General features: G+C 34.0%; 11 protein-coding genes. 5 read left to right on the forward strand and 6 right to left on the reverse strand.

All coding sequences use genetic code 11. The features are described 5' to 3' along the window. Positions 1 to 4: 4 nt before the first annotated feature. Entirely contained in the window at positions 5 to 2,998 is a 2,994-nt protein-coding gene (locus BUB42_RS00590; protein WP_073016158.1) for a SusC/RagA family TonB-linked outer membrane protein, read from the reverse strand. A gap of 751 nt (positions 2,999 to 3,749) precedes the next feature. Continuing rightward, positions 3,750 to 5,756 (reverse strand): kojibiose hydrolase, encoded by a 2,007-nt coding sequence (locus tag BUB42_RS00595; RefSeq protein ID WP_073016159.1) that lies wholly within the window; start codon positions 5,754 to 5,756, stop codon positions 3,750 to 3,752. A gap of 194 nt (positions 5,757 to 5,950) precedes the next feature. Between BUB42_RS00595 and BUB42_RS00600 the strand changes: the two genes are divergently transcribed. The 5 genes from BUB42_RS00600 to BUB42_RS00620 all read left to right on the forward strand — a co-directional run bounded on the left by BUB42_RS00600 (position 5,951) and on the right by BUB42_RS00620 (position 12,279). Continuing rightward, positions 5,951 to 7,540 (forward strand): glycoside hydrolase family 32 protein, encoded by a 1,590-nt coding sequence (locus BUB42_RS00600; protein ID WP_073016160.1) that lies wholly within the window; start codon positions 5,951 to 5,953, stop codon positions 7,538 to 7,540. Positions 7,541 to 7,590: 50 nt separating this feature from the next. After that, positions 7,591 to 8,916 carry a sugar porter family MFS transporter gene (locus tag BUB42_RS00605; protein WP_073016162.1) on the forward strand — a complete coding sequence of 442 codons (1,326 nt, stop codon included), beginning with the start codon at positions 7,591 to 7,593 and terminating at the stop codon, positions 8,914 to 8,916. A 5-nt stretch (positions 8,917 to 8,921) separates the two neighbouring features. Continuing rightward, positions 8,922 to 9,812: a carbohydrate kinase family protein gene (locus BUB42_RS00610; RefSeq protein ID WP_073016163.1), complete on the forward strand. Its 891-nt coding sequence runs from the start codon at positions 8,922 to 8,924 to the stop codon at positions 9,810 to 9,812. A 217-nt stretch (positions 9,813 to 10,029) separates the two neighbouring features. Then, complete coding sequence (locus BUB42_RS00615) at positions 10,030 to 11,049, forward strand: LacI family DNA-binding transcriptional regulator (RefSeq protein ID WP_073016165.1); 1,020 nt, start codon at positions 10,030 to 10,032, stop codon at positions 11,047 to 11,049. A gap of 198 nt (positions 11,050 to 11,247) precedes the next feature. Beyond that, positions 11,248 to 12,279, forward strand: a complete 1,032-nt coding sequence (locus BUB42_RS00620) for a LacI family DNA-binding transcriptional regulator (RefSeq protein ID WP_073016167.1) — start codon at positions 11,248 to 11,250, stop codon at positions 12,277 to 12,279. Positions 12,280 to 12,286: 7 nt separating this feature from the next. Here BUB42_RS00620 and queG read toward each other — a convergent pair whose 3' ends face one another. From queG to BUB42_RS00640, 4 genes are all read right to left on the reverse strand, one after another. After that, positions 12,287 to 13,207 (reverse strand): tRNA epoxyqueuosine(34) reductase QueG, encoded by a 921-nt coding sequence (queG, locus tag BUB42_RS00625; RefSeq protein WP_073016169.1) that lies wholly within the window; start codon positions 13,205 to 13,207, stop codon positions 12,287 to 12,289. Positions 13,208 to 13,310: 103 nt separating this feature from the next. Continuing rightward, complete coding sequence (ruvB, locus tag BUB42_RS00630) at positions 13,311 to 14,333, reverse strand: Holliday junction branch migration DNA helicase RuvB (RefSeq protein WP_073016171.1); 1,023 nt, start codon at positions 14,331 to 14,333, stop codon at positions 13,311 to 13,313. Positions 14,334 to 14,412: 79 nt separating this feature from the next. Next, entirely contained in the window at positions 14,413 to 16,206 is a 1,794-nt protein-coding gene (locus tag BUB42_RS00635) for a cytochrome c oxidase subunit I (RefSeq protein ID WP_073016172.1), read from the reverse strand. A gap of 30 nt (positions 16,207 to 16,236) precedes the next feature. Continuing rightward, positions 16,237 to 17,394 carry a cytochrome c oxidase subunit II gene (locus tag BUB42_RS00640; RefSeq protein ID WP_073016174.1) on the reverse strand — a complete coding sequence of 386 codons (1,158 nt, stop codon included), beginning with the start codon at positions 17,392 to 17,394 and terminating at the stop codon, positions 16,237 to 16,239. Between the last annotated feature and the right edge of the window lie 11 nt (positions 17,395 to 17,405).

Raw genomic sequence — 17,405 nt, forward strand, 5'->3', positions numbered from 1 at the left:
ATTATTAAAAAGTTACATTTAGTCCTAACGCAACGGCCTGTGACCGAGGGTAAGACAAATAATCGATACCAGCTGAAGGTACACCATTTAAGGTTTTATCAGTATTTACTTCAGGATCAAAACCAGAATAATTAGTAAACAATAATAAATTTTGCCCATTAACAAAGAAACGAGCTGATTTAATTTTCAATCTCTCTAAAGTTGCACCGCTAAAAGTGTAACCAAAAGTCAGATTCCCCATTCTTAAGAAATCACCCTTTTCTAAATATTTTGTTGATGGAGCATTAGGGTCTCCCTCAGCTTGCGGGGAAGTAGCTACATCAGATGGCACATTTCGTCCCGAATTAAAAGCCCCTTTAAAGAAGAATGCATTAGCTGTATTATTGTATAGATAGTGACCAAATGCACCATAAAATGAAACGGCTGCATCAAAATTTTTGTACGCTATATTGGTGGAAAAACCTAAGTTCATTTTTGGTAATCCTTGTTTTCCAACTAATTTTCTAGCAGCCAATCCTAAAGAAGCATCTGCTCCTGCGGCATCTGCATAAATTGATGCTCCGGCAGCATCGTATCCTCTAAATTCATACATAAAATAACTGTAAATAGGTTCATCATTTGTTACAACTTGAACAAAAGCATTTGATAGACCTTGACCGTTCAACGCACCTGCTTGAATAAAGCCTGCAAAATTCTCCATCCTGTTCGACAAGAAAGAAGCATTAGCAGCGAATTCCCAAGTTACATCTTTTGTGTCAATGATTTTATAATTGGCGCTCACTTCAAAACCTTTGTTGATCAGATTTCCAGGCAAGTTGACAAAACGAGGTGATGGTGGTCCTGGTTGAGTAGCTGCAGCAGGCACCGGAAAAATTAAGTTTTCAGTATCTCTCTGAAAGTAATCTAGGGAGCCTGTTAATCTATTATTAAACAAACCAAAATCAAGACCTAAACCCGAAGAAATTGTAGTTTCCCATTTCAAATCTTCATTAGCATTTGAATCTACATTTAGTGCTCCATTATTTCCGTATGAAGCACGAGCTACCGCTGAATTAACCGCAAACTCCTGGTTTCCAGTAACACCGTAATTGGCTCTAAATTTTAAAGTATTCACTAATCCTTCATTGTCCTCCAGTAGTTTATATCCTAAACCAACGGCTGGAAAATAACCATATTTATCGTTTATACCTAATTTAGTAGAACCGTCTGCACGTAAAGAAGCTGTGATTAAGAATTTTTTATACAACGTAGCGTTTACTCTACCATAATAAGACTGTAATTCTGTTCTGTTTCTAAATGAGTTAGCACGAAACTCATTTTGCAGACCGCCCTCGATGTTATCTATTAGATTCCTTTGATTTGCATTGAATCCCTTAGCAGTTACTTCGCTTCCCGCGGCATTGTAATCGTAGTAAGAATAACCAGCTAAAGCATCAAATTGGAAATTTTCACCAAATGATTTATTGTAATTTAACGTATGCTCAAAAGTTTTACTAAATCTTTCAATTTGATTTATACCTGCTTGACCAAATTTCAACTCAGAGGTTCCTTGCTGGGTGGCCTGAGCCACATTTTGTATGTTCATGGTCGGATCCAATTGGAATTTTCTTGCCGAATTAGACGTTTCAACACCAAACAAGAACTGGTAGTTCAAATCGTTTGTAATTTTCAAAGTTGATTTTATACTAGCTAACAATTTATTTGTATTTGTATAATCAGTATATGTTTGAGATAACTGTGCAGGGTTGAGAAAAGTATTGCTATCAGATGCGGATCCATTTGGTCTTACATTGAAAGTTCCATTTGGATTAACCAATCTATCCGTTGGATTCCAGTACATAGCAGCACCAATTAAGTTACCAATAAATCCCACATTATTTGTTACCAAAGCAGCTTCATCTCTCAGACTTGAATATATCACCTTAGTATCAACTTTTAATGCACCTCCAAAAAGGTCATTAGAATTATTTAAAGCAAATGTGTATTTGTCTAAACCTGTTCTATTTACAATACCCTCTGTATTTGATGCACCGATAGATATACGAGTAGATGAATTTTCCGTAGATTTAGAAAAAGATAAATCATGATTTGTTGACATTGCATTTCTTAAAATAGCATCTTCCCAGTTGTAACCAGGATTACCATTATCTCTTCCACCATTAGCAACAAACTCGGCAGAATCCATCAATTTTAAGTTACTAGCTATAGAACTAAAAACAATTGAATTAGAATAAGTTAATTGTGTCTCTCGTGATTTTGATTTTTTGGTAGTAATTACAATAACACCGTTTGCTCCTCTAGAACCATAAATAGCAGTGGACGAAGCATCTTTAAGAACAGTCAAACTCTCGATATCATTTTGATTGATAAAGTTTAAAGGGTTTCTTGCTGAAGATCCTCCTAAACCAATGTCACTTCCAGTAGAAACGTCTCCACCATCTAAAGGCACACCATCAACAACAATAAGTGGACCATTACCTGAGCGAATAGAAGAGTTACCTCGAATACGTATACTTGCACCAGCTCCTGGCTCACCACTAGACTGGGTAACTTGTACACCCGCGACCTTACCTCTTAATAAATCGGCAGGGTTAGGCGCAGCAACATTGTCAAAGTTTTTTGCATTCAACTGATCAACTGCCCCAGTGGCATCTTTTTTCGCAACAGAACCATAGCCTATAATAAGGACTTCGTCTAATTGCGATGAATCCTCCAATAATGCGACTGTTATTGAACTTCTACCGCCAACTATTACCTCTTCAGATTTAAGTCCGATGTAGCTAAAAACTAAAACCGCATCAGCACCTACATTTCTAATGGTAAATTTTCCATCAAAATCAGTTTGTGTTCCATTTTTTGTCCCTTTTACTAATACAGAGGCTCCTGGAAGTGGACCATTCGCATCGGATACTGTGCCAGAGACATCTTGTGAATATGCTACACTTGTACAGAGCATAACTACGATTGCCATCAAGCCTTTTATTAGAATTTTTTTCATATATTAATGAATAAGTTAGTTAATAATTTTTTAAGTAGTTTGTTTATTTCAATATCAAATATAATTCTAATATTATGATAAAATTAAGATTCCGCGACCGAAAACGTTTTCGATTTAACGAAAACGTTTTCGATTTTTATGTAATACTTTAAAAATTTAGTGACAAATTTATATATTCAGTAATAAATAATGAAAATTAAGACTAATTATGCATAATTTTTAGCTTTCAATCTCTAAATATTTGCGAAAATGACAGTGAAACTTCATTTGTAATCCAAAAAATGCGAAATACATAAAATTAATAGTTATATTGCTATAAATCAATAATTTAACTTTTAATCAAAATCTTAATTGCTTTTTTATGTTGACGAAAAAAGCTTTTAAAATCGAAGAACTTGTTGTTTTTTAAGATAATATTTCTGAAAAAAACCAATTTTGAGAAGATTAGAACTACCTTATCTTTTGCGTTGTATTTTTCTAAATAATCAAAACAAAATCATGTCAACTTTTAAAATAGATAAGAAATTTACAGACATATTAGCCTCTAAAATATTCTTTTCTTAATGCTTTTCAAACTTTGGGTAGAGAGATTAAATATTAAAATGATAATAAATAATTCGTACTATTTAAAAAAAATGATTTTCAGCTTTATTTACTTTATTATATCTAATAAAAATATAAGGATATAAAAAAGCCGGCACTTTATGACCCAAAGAACATCATGAAGTGCCGGCAAAAAAAATTAGATGTTTTATTTTATAGTTATCGTCTTATTATCCAGACCTAATCCAATAATTTTTAGGGATTTCCATTGCTGTGGCAACAGACCTTTATTATATTTTAATCCCTTATCTGTTAGTTCTACGCCACCAAATCCATAAATAACTGCTTGAAGCATTGCTCCTGCCCCTGTCGCAAAATATGGATTGTTACTATTAGCTGATTCAGAAAAAACGCCAAACGGCGGACGGCTGTTTGGTAGATATGATTTTACAAAATAGCTATATGCTTTTTCTCTGTCTCCTAACCGTGCATACAACACAGATAAAACTCCAGACGCCATCGCAGGGCCGTCTTTTTTATCAATTTTCTCGGCGTAATATTCTAAGTCTCTCTCAATTTGGGCTTTGTCTGTTATTACATTAAGAGGATAAGCTAATAAATTTACATCAGCCTGTTTTATCATTTGACCTTCATAGCCTTTGTAATTTTGAGTTATACCATTTTTTGTGTGGATAAGTAATTTATCAGCTATTAACGCCCATTTTGGATTAATAGGCTCTTTCAAAATTGTGGTTGCTTTGATCGTATTTTTTAACGATTCGATCGCTGAAGCATTTGTAAAAGCATTATCATCTACGTGCTGTGCATATTCGTCAGCACCCACAACGTTTAAAATCGAATAACTCCCGTCAGGATTTTCTAGTACGCGACTTACCCAGAAATCAGCAGTCTCTTTTAGCACTGCCCACTCTTTTTTAAGCCAATCTTTATCTTGAGTGTAAGCATAATAATTCCAAAAAGCAATCGACACATCAGCTGTGATGTGTTGCTCATAAATTCCAGTTAATGCCCAAGTTGGAGTTGCTTCTTCACCAGTATCATCTGATTCCCATGGATACATTGCTCCTTTGTAACCGTATATGAACGCTTTTTGTTTCGCTTTTTGCAAACGATCGGAGCGGTAATCTAAACAGGATTTTGCCATATCTGGCTGTAATGCTAAAAGAGTAGGATACATCCAAAGTTCAGTATCCCAAAAAATATGCCCGTTGTATCCTTGTGATGACAAGCCCATCGGCGCAATACTTTGTCTTGTTTCAGGACGAATAAAGGAATATAAATTGTACAACGCAAATCGAACACGCTGTTGTGCATCTAAATCTCCCTCAATTTGAATATCGCCTGTTTTCCACAATTCAGCCCAAGCCATTTTATGTCGAGTTAAAAGTTTGTCTATTCCTTCTTGTAACGCGTAAATGGGTTGCCTTTCGGATTCATTTAATGGATCAGTAACATCTTTTGAAGTACAAATTCCTCCTGCTATAGCAAAACGATATTTTTTTCCTTTCATTAATTTTTTTGTAAAACCAACTTCATTCTTAGTTTGCTTTAACGCTTCACTTTCGCCATCAAAAAGAAATGTAGTTGAAGCCGCTACTGTATATTTCCCCGTCAATGTTTTAGCAACTGTCCCAAAAACAGGCATTAAATATTGATTGTCTTTTAAAACACGAAACTGACTCTTAGCTTCTTTCAATTCATCAGGAACTGTCATATAATTATTAGCAACAATTTCTATGTCTTTAAGCGGCATAATTTCTATTATTGCCATCGCTGAAAATGGAATCGCTCGATTTGCCAAAATAGTATAATTGATATTTGCCAAATCCTTATATGAGAACGAAGTTGTACTTGTTCCGTCTTTCATGGCAATTACTTGCTTCCAGTTATCGATATTATTAGATTTGATTTCTTGATTGTCAAGCTTCAAGCGAAGGTTTAAAAATTCAATACCACGAACAATTCTACTGATACCATTTTCTGGACTACCATCATACACTCCGTTTAGAATTATCTCTTTGGTTTTTAATGGCGTGTCATCAGTTACAATCCCTATTTGCCCATTTGCCATTGCTACTCCATAATAATTTTCTCTTGAATTTGCGATTAAGTGCCACTCATCTGATATTGCTTGACTAAAAACAGTAGGACAGACCGATAAGAAGAGAAACAAAACTTTAACTCTTGAAATCATAGTTGTAATTTTTAATATTAATTTCAAACTTAGATAATTAAATTGTCAAAATATGTAAAAGCACAATATAGTATCCCTATTCTAAATCGAAAACGATTTCGGTTTAACAAATAAGCTTTTGACGAATTCAAACTAAATATTTCGTCAATACTTTATACATTTAAAATCGTATTTAAATTATAAATCCATAGTAAATGAATTATAGTGTTAAAAAAGTAGTCGTAATTTTAGCATTGGGAATTGTTTATGTCAATTCTTCTTGTTTAAGGGAAAATGAAAATGAAATCATTCAAATCGAATCTACAGAAAATATTGTTCCTGACTCCTCAAAAATTTACAAAGAACCGTTTAGACCTCAATTTCACTTTTCGCCAGAAAAAAAGTGGATGAATGATCCCAATGGATTAGTATTTCATAAGGGCATTTACCATCTATTTTATCAATATTATCCCGATGATATTGTTTGGGGGCCAATGCATTGGGGACATGCAACAAGTACTGATTTAATTCATTGGAAAAATAAAAAAATAGCATTATACCCAGACAAATTAGGATTTATATTTTCCGGAAGTGCAGTTGTTGATTATACCAATAGCTCAGGACTTGGAACTAAAGAAAATCCCCCGCTGATTGCCATTTTTACATATCACAATATGGAAGCTGAAAAAGCTGGAAAAACTAATTATCAAACCCAAGGTTTAGCTTACAGCTTAGATAATGGAGAAAATTGGAAAAAATATAGTAATAATCCAATTATTAAAAATGAAATTCTGAAAGATTTTAGAGATCCAAAAGTTTTTTGGAATGATGATGAGCAACTATGGAATATGGTTTTAGTCGCAGGTGACCGTGCTCAATTTTACACTTCGCAGAATTTAATCGATTGGAATTTTGCAAGTGAATTTGGTAAAAACTTAGGCGCTCATGGCGGCGTTTGGGAATGTCCTGATATTTTTAAATTAAAAGTAGCTCGTTCCAATGAAGAAAAATGGGTTTTACTGATAAGTATTAATCCTGGTGCTCCTCACGGGGGTTCAGGTACGCAATACTTTATTGGTGATTACGATGGAAAAAGTTTTAGAACTAATCAACAAGATATTAAATGGGTTGACAACGGCGCTGACAATTACGCTGGTATTACGTATAATAATGCACCTGAAAATAAACGGATTTTTATTGGCTGGATGAGTAATTGGTCTTACGCGAGAAATACACCCACGAAAAACTGGAGAAGTGCCATGACCTTAGCTCGCGAGCTTTCACTTGAAAAAATTAATGATCAATATCTATTAAGGAGCACTCCGGTCGAACAATTTAAAAAACAAAGTACATTGGCTTTCGCCAAAGATAAAATCATATTAGAAGCAGATTCTAAAAAGACTTTCGAGTACTCACATTTAAACCAATCTGAAATACGATTAAAAATAAAGAACGAAAATTTAAAATTAGTTTTTTCAAATGATCGCACAGATTCTTTGGTCTTAAATTATGATGCAAAGCAAAAGATTTTCTCTATTGACAGAAGAAATTCGGGGCTAGTAAATTTTGAAAAAAGTTTTGGCGCAAAAATTCACCAAACAAAAACGCCTTACTTGACAACTGAGACAATTGATTTTCAAATAATTCTGGATTGGTCTTCCATCGAAGTTTTCTTGAATGGTGGAGTTTACAGTTTTACGGAACAAATTTTTCCGAATGAGCCATACAATAAACTAATCCTTTCATCTGACCGCAATCAGGAAATCAGCAGCATGTCGATAAAAAAAATAAAAGGAATTTGGTAAAAATTCTTTCGATAAATAATTAAGCAATCACCGCTAAGAAAAACCTAAAAATGCACAAAAGAAAAATACTTTATTGGTCAGTTGTCGTCGCCTTTGCAGGATTCTTGTTTGGATTTGATACTGTTGTGATTTCAGGAGCTGACAAACAATTACAGCAATTATGGGGCACTTCTGACTTATTTCATGGGGTGGTTGTGATGTCGTCAGCTTTGTGGGGAACTGTTGTAGGGGCTGTTTTTGGGGCTTTCCCAACGAATATTTTAGGACGAAAAAAGACATTAATAATTATTGGTCTGCTATTTTTTATCTCTTCTGTAGGAACTGCATTTGCAAATGACCCTATTTTCTTTTCTGTTTTTAGATTTCTAGGCGGGATTGGAATTGGTGCTTCTACCATAGCTGCACCCACTTATGTTTCAGAAATCGCTCCTGCAAAAGATCGAGGTAAACTAGTTGCGTTGTATCAGTTTAATATAGTTTTTGGTATTTTAATTGCGTTTACATCCAACTATTTTTTACAAGATATTGGTGAAAATGCTTGGCGATGGATGTTGGGAATACAAGCATTTCCGTCTTTACTCTACACGCTTTTAGTATTTGGAATTCCTGAAAGTCCTCGCTGGCTGATCGAATATAAAAAAGACAAGGCTCGAGCTATTGCTATCTTAAAACAAATTGGCACGGAAGCAACTGTTGCGACAGAAATTGAAGCCATCGAAAAAGAAACTGCACAGGAAGGCAACAATGAATCTATTTTCCTGCCTAAATATAGAAAACCATTATTACTTGCATTTTTCATAGCTTTTTTTAACCAACTTTCTGGGATCAATGCATTTTTGTATTATGCTCCTCGTATTTTTGAATTAGCTGGATTAGCGAAATCAGCATCGTTTTTAAGCAGCATCGGCATTGGAATAATCAATTTAATATTTACCATGATTGGCATCGCATTAATTGACAAATATGGCAGAAAAACATTGATGTACTTAGGATCAGTAGGTTATATTATTTCTTTAGCTTTAGTGACTGTTGCTTTTTATTTTGAATGGCAAGGAATGTTTATCCCGTTATTTTTTTTCTTGTTTATTGCATCGCATGCAATTGGTCAAGGCGCGGTTATTTGGGTCTTTATCTCTGAATTATTTCCTAATAAACTGCGAGCTGCTGGAACATCTTTTGGCACGTCGGTACACTGGATTTTAGCCGCATTGATTCCGTCATTCATACCCTTTTTATTCAAAGAAATTGGAACCGCGCCCGTGTTTGCGATCTTCTGTTTGATGATGGTTTTCCAATTGATTTGGGTGTTTTTAAAAATGCCTGAAACCAAGGGTAGAACATTAGAAGAATTATCTGAAAGTCTATCAAAACAATAAAAATCATGAATAAAAAAGTAATTTGTTTCGGTGAAGTTTTATTTGACGTATTTCCAACACATCTAAAAATTGGCGGCGCACCACTAAATGTAGCGTTGCGTTTGGCGTCACTTGGTGTGCAATCACAAATAATAAGTCGAATAGGAAACGATGAAAAAGGAAGAGAACTGCTAGAATTTATTAAAAATAAAGGTATTGCTCACTCTACGATCCAACTAGATCGAACTCTAAATACTGGCGAAGTTACTGTTAAACTAAATGGTCAAGGTTCTGCTTCATACACGATAAATTATCCTGCTGCATGGGATAAGATAGAATTTCTTGCAGAAGATCAAAATTTAGTTCAGAATGCTGATGCATTTGCTTTCGGGAGTTTGGTGTGTAGGGATTCTGTTTCGTTTAAGACCTTGCTTAAATTAGTTGACAATGCTAAATTTTCTGTTTTTGATGTTAATTTGCGCGCACCATTTTACACAAAAGAACTATTAATTCATTTAATGAAGTTATCTGATTTTATAAAATTTAATGATGACGAACTATATGAAATAGCTCATTTCATGGAAACTCCCTATCATTCTTTAGAACAAAACATTATTTTTATCGCTGAAAAAACTAATACAAACCAAATTTGCGTTACAAAAGGATGCCATGGGGCAGTATTGTATCAAAATGGGAAAATGTTTTACAACAGCGGTTATAAAATTGATGTGATCGACACAGTTGGATCAGGCGATTCCTTTCTAGCTGGACTACTATATAAACTTTTGAACGGAAAAAATCCCCAAGAAGCTATTGACTTTGCCTGTGCTTTAGGAGCTATTGTAGCGAAGAACTCAGGGGCGAACCCTACTATTTCTTTAAAAGAAATCAATGAATTTATAAACCCTTTATCTTAACATTGTTAATTTCTGAAATGAGGTTTTAACGATAAATTTGTTAATATTTTTTAATAAATTACCTAAATATGTTATTATTGTATTTTATATATCTCATTTTTCTTAAAATCTTTTCAAATATTTCAAACGGCTTTGCAAAAAATGCAGATTGCAAAAAATAAATTGTACTTTCGTTTTTAGTAAAACGTTTTTTTGTCTCTCTCGTTATTTTAAATCTATGAATAACACTACTCTAAAAGAAATTGCGAATCAGCTTGGGATATCAATTACTACGGTTTCAAAAGCATTAAAAGGATATGCTGATGTTAGCGCAGCGACAAAGAAAGCCGTAGTCGATTTAGCGCAAAAAACGCATTACAGTCCCAACAGTTTTGCTGTAAATCTAAGAACTAAAGAATCTAAAACCATAGGTCTAATAATTCCAACTTTAGTGCACGATTTTTTTTCAACTGTAATTCAAGGTATTCTTGAAGAGGCAGACAAGAGAGATTATCTTGTAATTATTTTACAATCTAATGAAAAATTAGAATTTGAAAAAAAACAAATTGATTTATTATTAAATAAAAGAGTTGATGGAATACTGATGTCTTTATCAAATGAAACAGGTGAATTTCAACATTTAAATTCGATTATTAATCACGAAACACCCTTAGTTTTATTTGATAAGATAGCAAAACTTGTTAACTGTTCAAAAGTAACTATCAACGACCGTAAAGCGTCTTATGATGCGGTTTGCTATCTTGTAAATAAAGGTTACAAAAAGATTGCTCATTTTCGAGGATCATATATGCCACAAAATTCGATTGACCGCTTTTTAGGATACAAAAAAGCGCTTGAAGACAACAATATTATTTATGACCCTTCGCTGGTTTTTTTATGCGAAAACAATAATGATTTTGATGATGGTTATGAAAATGCAAAAAAAGCACTTAATCAACATCCTGATATAGACGCCATTTTTGCCATTACAGATTTAGTAGCGATTGGAATTATAAAATACTGTAATGAAATAGGGATTTCGATACCTAATCAAATAGCCGTTTTAGGTTTTAGTAATTGGTTTATGTCCAGTGTAATAACGCCTAAACTTTCAACAGTAGATCAGCCAGGATTTGAAATTGGTAAACAATCTGCAGCTATTTTATTTGATGAAATCAAATCTAAAAAAAGTAATACCGCTGTTACTTTTCAGTCAATTGAATTACCAACTTATGTAATAGAACGAGAATCAACATAAATGTTTGTGCGTAGTATTAACAATCTTTTTAAAAATAGCAATTCTACATTAAAAATAATTTTTGATTAGTAATTCTAAAACCGACTAATTTTAATATCTTGTGTTCTAAATTTATAGTTAGGGATCATCAACAATAATTGTTACATTAGGATTTTTATATAAAAATTCACAATAAAATTATTATCTGAAAATCGGTTTATGAAAGACATTACTCTTAAAGAAATTGCCTCTAAATTAGGAATTTCGATTACTACAGTATCAAAAGCACTAAAAAATTATCACGATGTAAGCGATAAAACTAAAAACGCAGTTGTTGCGCTAGCCAAAGAATTACAATACACACCAAATAGTTTTGCGGTAAATTTACGAACCAAAGAATCAAAAACTATTGGCTTAATAGTGCCTGAGTTAGTGCATCATTTTTTTTCAAATGTAGTCAACGCAATTATCGATGAAGCCGAAAAAAATGGATATTTAGTCATTATATTGCAGTCGAATGAAAGTCTTGCTTTAGAAAAAAAACAAATAGAACTACTTATCAACAAAAGAGTTGATGGGATTATTATGTCGTTGTCTAATGAATCTAATAATGATGCACATATTAGGGAGATAGTTGATAGAAAGATACCATTTGTAATGTTTGATAAAATTGCCAAACTGTCTAAATGTTCGAAAGTAATTATAAACGATCAGAGCGCAGCTTTTAACGCAGTTCAACATTTAATTGATGTGGGTTGTAAACGCATAGCTCATATCAGAGGCCCAATTAACCCTCAAAATTCTGTAGACAGATACATTGGTTACAAAAAGGCATTAGAAAAAAATAATATTCCGTTTGATTCTACTTTAGTCTATACCTGTGAGAAAGTTAACTTTGAAGAAGGAAAATATTTTGCTGAACAAATTATTAACGAACACGCTGATATTGACGGTATCTTCGCAATCACCGATTTAGTAGCTGTGGGTGTTCTAGCTTATTTAAACGAAAAGAAAATTAATATTCCAGCGCAGGTCGCAGTCATTGGGTTTAGTAACTGGTTTATGTCACAAGTTTTAACTCCAAAATTAAGCACCGTTGACCAACCAAGTCGCGAGATGGGCATTGAATCTTTTAATCTATTATTAGAAGAAATGACTTGCTATAAAGAAGGTTTAGTATTTACACCAAAAACAATAGAGCTTAAAACCAGAACAATAATCAGGGAATCTTCAATGAGAAAACTGATGTAACAAAAAGCTATTGTAAAAAATCAATATTTCTTTTTATTCCTTTATATTTAGCTCTTTTTAAGGGTGAATTTTTAAAAACGACTCTAAAAGTTTCCTCGGTTATTTCAGTCCATTCCTTTTTGGACATTGTTAGTAAATTTGGGTTTGGACTAAACAAAGGCTCGTTGTGAGATTTAGAAAACTTATTCCAAGGACAAACGTCTTGACATATATCGCAACCAAAGGCCCAATCATCAAATTTACCTTTCATCTCATCAGGAATATTCTCCTTTAACTCAATTGTAAAATAGGATATGCATTTACTTCCATCAACTACATACGGAGCTACGATTGCTTCAGTGGGACAAGCGTCAATACAAGCGGTACATGTGCCACAATGATCAGTGGTTGCATAGTCGTACTCCAGATCGAGATCAATAATTAACTCGGCGATAAAATAAAAGGATCCAACTTTTTGAGTCAGAAGATTGCTATTTTTACCAACCCATCCTAATCCGCTTTTCGCTGCCCAAGCTTTTTCTAAAATTGGTGCCGAATCGACAAAGGCCCGTCCCGCGACTTCGCCAATTTCACTCTGTATTGAAAATAATAATTCTTTCAACTTATCTTTAACTACATGATGATAGTCCTCGCCATACGCATATTTAGCTATTTTGTATGATTCGCTACCTTGAAAATCTTTTGGATAATAATTAAATAGCAATGAGACAACACTTTTAGCATCATCGACAAGCAACGTGGGATCGAGCCTCGTATCAAAATGATTATCCATATACGACATTTGACCATTTTGATTTTTATTCAGCCAGTCTTCGAGTCGTGGCGCTTCTTTTTCAAGATAGCCTGCTTTAGAAATACCGCATGATAGAAAACCCAAGCGTTTGGCTTCAGATTTAATAAATTGAGTATTTGAAATTTTAGAAATAATAAAAGAAATAAGGATTAAACGGTTTAACGTATTTAAATTAAAAAAGGTATTTATGAAAGAAGCTTAGAAAAATAAAAGTTCGCATTCAATTCTCCAAATTTATTTAAAATAAACCGCCTTGAATATTTTTATTTAGTTTTCCCAAATGCTTGTATGCTTTGTCGGTAACTTCTCTACCTCTTGGTGTTCTCATAATGAATCCTTCTTGAATTAGAAAAGGCTCGTAAACTTCCTCGATCGTTTCACTACTTTCAGATACAGCTGTAGCTAGTGTCGATAGACCAACCGGTCCGCCTTTAAATTTGTCAATGATGGTATTCAATATTTTATTGTCCATTTCATCTAGTCCGTGCGCATCAACATTTAAAGCTTTGAGCGCATATCTAGCAATTTCAATATCAATAGTTCCATTACCTTTTATTTGTGCAAAATCGCGAACCCTGCGCAAAAGTGCATTTGCAATTCGCGGCGTACCTCTGCTTCTACCCGCAATTTCTATTGCAGCATCCAGCGAAATAGGCATTTTAAAAATTGAGGCACTTCTCTCTACTATTGTCGTTAGTAATTCAGTGGTGTAATACTGCAATCTTGAAGCAATCCCAAAACGAGCTCTCATTGGAGCAGTCAATAGTCCTGATCTGGTAGTAGCACCTATTAAAGTGAACGGGTTTAAATTGATCTGAACTGTTCGTGCATTTGGCCCTGATTCTATCATTATATCGATTTTAAAATCTTCCATTGCAGAATATAAATATTCTTCAACAATAGGACTTAAACGATGGATTTCATCTATAAATAAAACATCTCTTTCTTCAAGATTAGTAAGTAATCCAGCAAGGTCTCCTGGTTTGTCTAAAACCGGACCTGAAGTAATTTTTATGCCTACTTGCAACTCATTAGCAAGAATATTAGCTAAAGTTGTTTTGCCTAATCCTGGAGGTCCATGAAAAAGAGTGTGATCAAGAGCTTCATTTCTTTGATTAGCAGCTTGTACAAAAACTTTTAAGTTTTCTAATATTTGGTCTTGACCTGCAAAATCATCAAAAGAAAGCGGTCTTAATCTTTTTTCAAGATCAAATTCCTCCGCATTAAGACCATCTGATGTAGGATCTAAATTTTCGTTCATAAAACAAAGATAGAGTAAAGTTACAAGTAAAAAAAAATGCCTTCCTGATAAGAAAGACATTTTATATTATTATCAAAAATTAATGGTGTAACGCTTCTTCACCCGGTTTCATCGGTACATTTTGAGGTACAAAATCTACATCATGATGAGGATTACTGTAATCGTACGGCCATCTATAAACCTCTGGAAGAGCACCTGGCCAGTTTCCATGTATGTGTTCTACAGGAGCAGTCCACTCTAAAGTATTTGATTTCCATGGATTTTGTACTGATCTTTTACCGTAGAAAATACTAGCAAAAAAGTTATACAAGAAAATTAATTGGAAAGCACCACCTACTAAAGCAAACATTGTAATTAATACATTTACATTTTGCAAATCATCAAATAATGGAAAATTAGTGTTAGTGTAATAACGTCTTGGTAAACCAGCTAACCCTATAAAGTGCATTGGAAAAAATACTCCATACGAACAAATAGCAGTTACCCAAAAGTGCACATATCCCATGTTCTTATTCATCATTCTTCCATACATTCTAGGAAACCAGTGGTAAACACCAGCAAACAAGCCATATAAAGCTGATATACCCATTACCAAGTGAAAGTGAGCAACAACAAAATAAGTATCGTGAACGTTAATATCTAAAGTACTGTCTCCAAGAATAATCCCTGTTAATCCCCCAGATATAAATGTTGATACAAAACCAATAGAGAACAACATAGCTGGATTGAACTGCAAATTACCTCTCCACAATGTTGTTATCCAGTTAAAAGCTTTTACTGCTGAAGGTATTGCAATCAACAGTGTTGTAAAAGTAAATACTGAACCTAAAAATGGATTCATACCAGAAACAAACATGTGGTGACCCCAAACGATAGTCGATAAAAATGCAATTGCTAAAGTAGATATAATCATCGCCCTGTAACCAAAAATTGGCTTACGAGAACTGGTTGCTAGAACCTCAGACACAATACCCATTGCTGGTAAAATAACGATATATACTTCAGGATGGCCTAAAAACCAAAATAGGTGTTCAAACAATACAGGCGAACCACCTTGATAATGTAAAACCTCTCCAGCAATATAAATATCAGATAAGAAAAAGGACGTACCAAAACTTCTATCAAAAATCAACAACAATGCCGCTGATAATAAAACAGGAAATGATACAACTCCAATAATAGCTGTTACAAAAAACGTCCAAATTGTTAATGGAAGTCTAGTCATAGACATTCCTTTAGTTCTCAAATTGATAACGGTTACTATATAATTTAATGATCCCATTAATGAAGATGCAATGAATATAGCCATCGATACTAACCATAGTGTCATTCCACTACCTGATCCAGGAATTGCTTGTGGTAATGCACTCAACGGTGGATAAATTGTCCAACCTGAAGATGCTGGACCAGCCTCGACAAATAAGGAACTTAACATAATAACTGCTGATATAAAAAACAACCAGTAAGAGATCATGTTCATGAAACCAGATGCCATATCACGAGCTCCAATTTGCAGTGGGATCAATAAGTTACTAAACGTTCCGCTAAGACCAGCGGTTAGAACAAAGAAAACCATTATTGTTCCGTGAATAGTAACAAGGGCTAAGTAAATATCATTAGCCATTACTCCGTTTGGAGCAAACTTGTCACCAAGTATTATATTAAAAATTCTAAATGATTCTTCTGGCCATGCTAGCTGCATTCTAAATAAAAGAGAGATCGCAACTCCTATGACTCCCATAAGTATACCTGTTATAAGGTATTGCTTGGCAATCATCTTATGATCTGTACTAAAAATATATTTAGTAATGAAAGTTTGCTTATGATGTTCGTGTTCGTGATCTATTGCGTGATCGTGACCTTCTGCTGACATATATCTTTACTTTAAATTTTCTTATTATTATTATTTCATTGCCATTTTTACAACAGCAGTAGTATCATTAGTTTTTGTCGAATCTAACTTAACTCCACCTTCAACGCCGGCGGGAGCCGCTTTAGCTTCCTTAACTTGACTAACTAATAACGCTTGCTCGCTCACCCATTTTTTATAATCCTCGGGCGTATCAACAATAACCTTCATTTGCATATTATAATGTGACGCACCGCAAATTTTATTACAAAGTAATAGGTAATCAAAAGTATACGGATCCAGCGCTGTTTCCCCTTTTGCAACAAGCAGTAAACTTTTCTTCGCTCTTAAATCATTAATATTAGCAACCTTCTTGATCATATATGGCAACTCTCTATATTCATCAGTTGTTAAAACTGGTGTAAAAGCAAATTCAGTTACCATTCCAGGTACACAATTCATTTGAGCCCGAAAATATGGAAAATATGCAGAGTGAAGGACATCTTGCGACCTCATTTTGAAGTGAATTTTCTTTCCTTTTGGGATGTGCAATTCAGTGACTACAATGTCGTCTTGTGAATACGGATCAGCCATATCAACACCAAGACTATTGACCCCTTCAATTAATCTAACATTTGCTTTCCCTAGAACATTATCTTCCCCAGAGTATCTCGCTTTCCAGTTAAACTGTTGCGCATATATCTCTATAACGATAGTATCCTCGTCTTCATCAACAAACATAATGTTTGTCCAAGCATATAAACCGTATAGGATCAAACCTGCTAAGACTACGGCAGGAATACCACTCCAGATCGCTTCTAATTTATTATTGTCAGCGAAGAAAAGTGCTTTTGTGTCTTTGGTACCGCGGTATTTAAATGCGAAATAATGTAGTAGCGCTTGCGTAATAGCCTGCACAATAAATATTAAAACCCAAGTTATATTCATCAACCTATCCACTTCTAAACCATGTTCTGATGCCGGCGTATGCAATACTAAAGGGCCCCACTTAAACAATCCATATATAAAAAATATATATATAAAAGCTAAAAACCCAAAATTTAAATAACCTTGAATATTATTATCCACATCAGTAGCTACTTCTGACTTATCGGGATTTGCTCCAACTTGCGTTAGATCGAATATTTTAGTCAATTGCCATAAAGCAACAGCTAATAAAACTAAAACTATAATTACCAACAAACTTGTCATCTGTTTTTTAC

Origin of the sequence: Flavobacterium micromati, from assembly GCF_900129585.1 — a bacterium.
In the GTDB taxonomy this organism is placed as follows: domain Bacteria; phylum Bacteroidota; class Bacteroidia; order Flavobacteriales; family Flavobacteriaceae; genus Flavobacterium; species Flavobacterium micromati.

Bases quoted from the DNA above. Each gene is read 5' to 3' on its own strand.
- BUB42_RS00635 (WP_073016172.1), bottom strand. From the start codon at position 16,206: ATGTCAGCAGAAGGTCACGATCACGCAATAGATCACGAACACGAACAT.
- BUB42_RS00620 (WP_073016167.1), top strand. From the start codon at position 11,248: ATGAAAGACATTACTCTTAAAGAAATTGCCTCTAAATTAGGAATTTCG.
- BUB42_RS00590 (WP_073016158.1), bottom strand. From the start codon at position 2,998: ATGAAAAAAATTCTAATAAAAGGCTTGATGGCAATCGTAGTTATGCTC.
- BUB42_RS00595 (WP_073016159.1), bottom strand. From the start codon at position 5,756: ATGATTTCAAGAGTTAAAGTTTTGTTTCTCTTCTTATCGGTCTGTCCT.
- ruvB (WP_073016171.1), bottom strand. From the start codon at position 14,333: ATGAACGAAAATTTAGATCCTACATCAGATGGTCTTAATGCGGAGGAA.
- BUB42_RS00600 (WP_073016160.1), top strand. From the start codon at position 5,951: ATGAATTATAGTGTTAAAAAAGTAGTCGTAATTTTAGCATTGGGAATT.
- BUB42_RS00605 (WP_073016162.1), top strand. From the start codon at position 7,591: ATGCACAAAAGAAAAATACTTTATTGGTCAGTTGTCGTCGCCTTTGCA.
- BUB42_RS00610 (WP_073016163.1), top strand. From the start codon at position 8,922: ATGAATAAAAAAGTAATTTGTTTCGGTGAAGTTTTATTTGACGTATTT.
- BUB42_RS00615 (WP_073016165.1), top strand. From the start codon at position 10,030: ATGAATAACACTACTCTAAAAGAAATTGCGAATCAGCTTGGGATATCA.
- BUB42_RS00640 (WP_073016174.1), bottom strand. From the start codon at position 17,394: ATGACAAGTTTGTTGGTAATTATAGTTTTAGTTTTATTAGCTGTTGCT.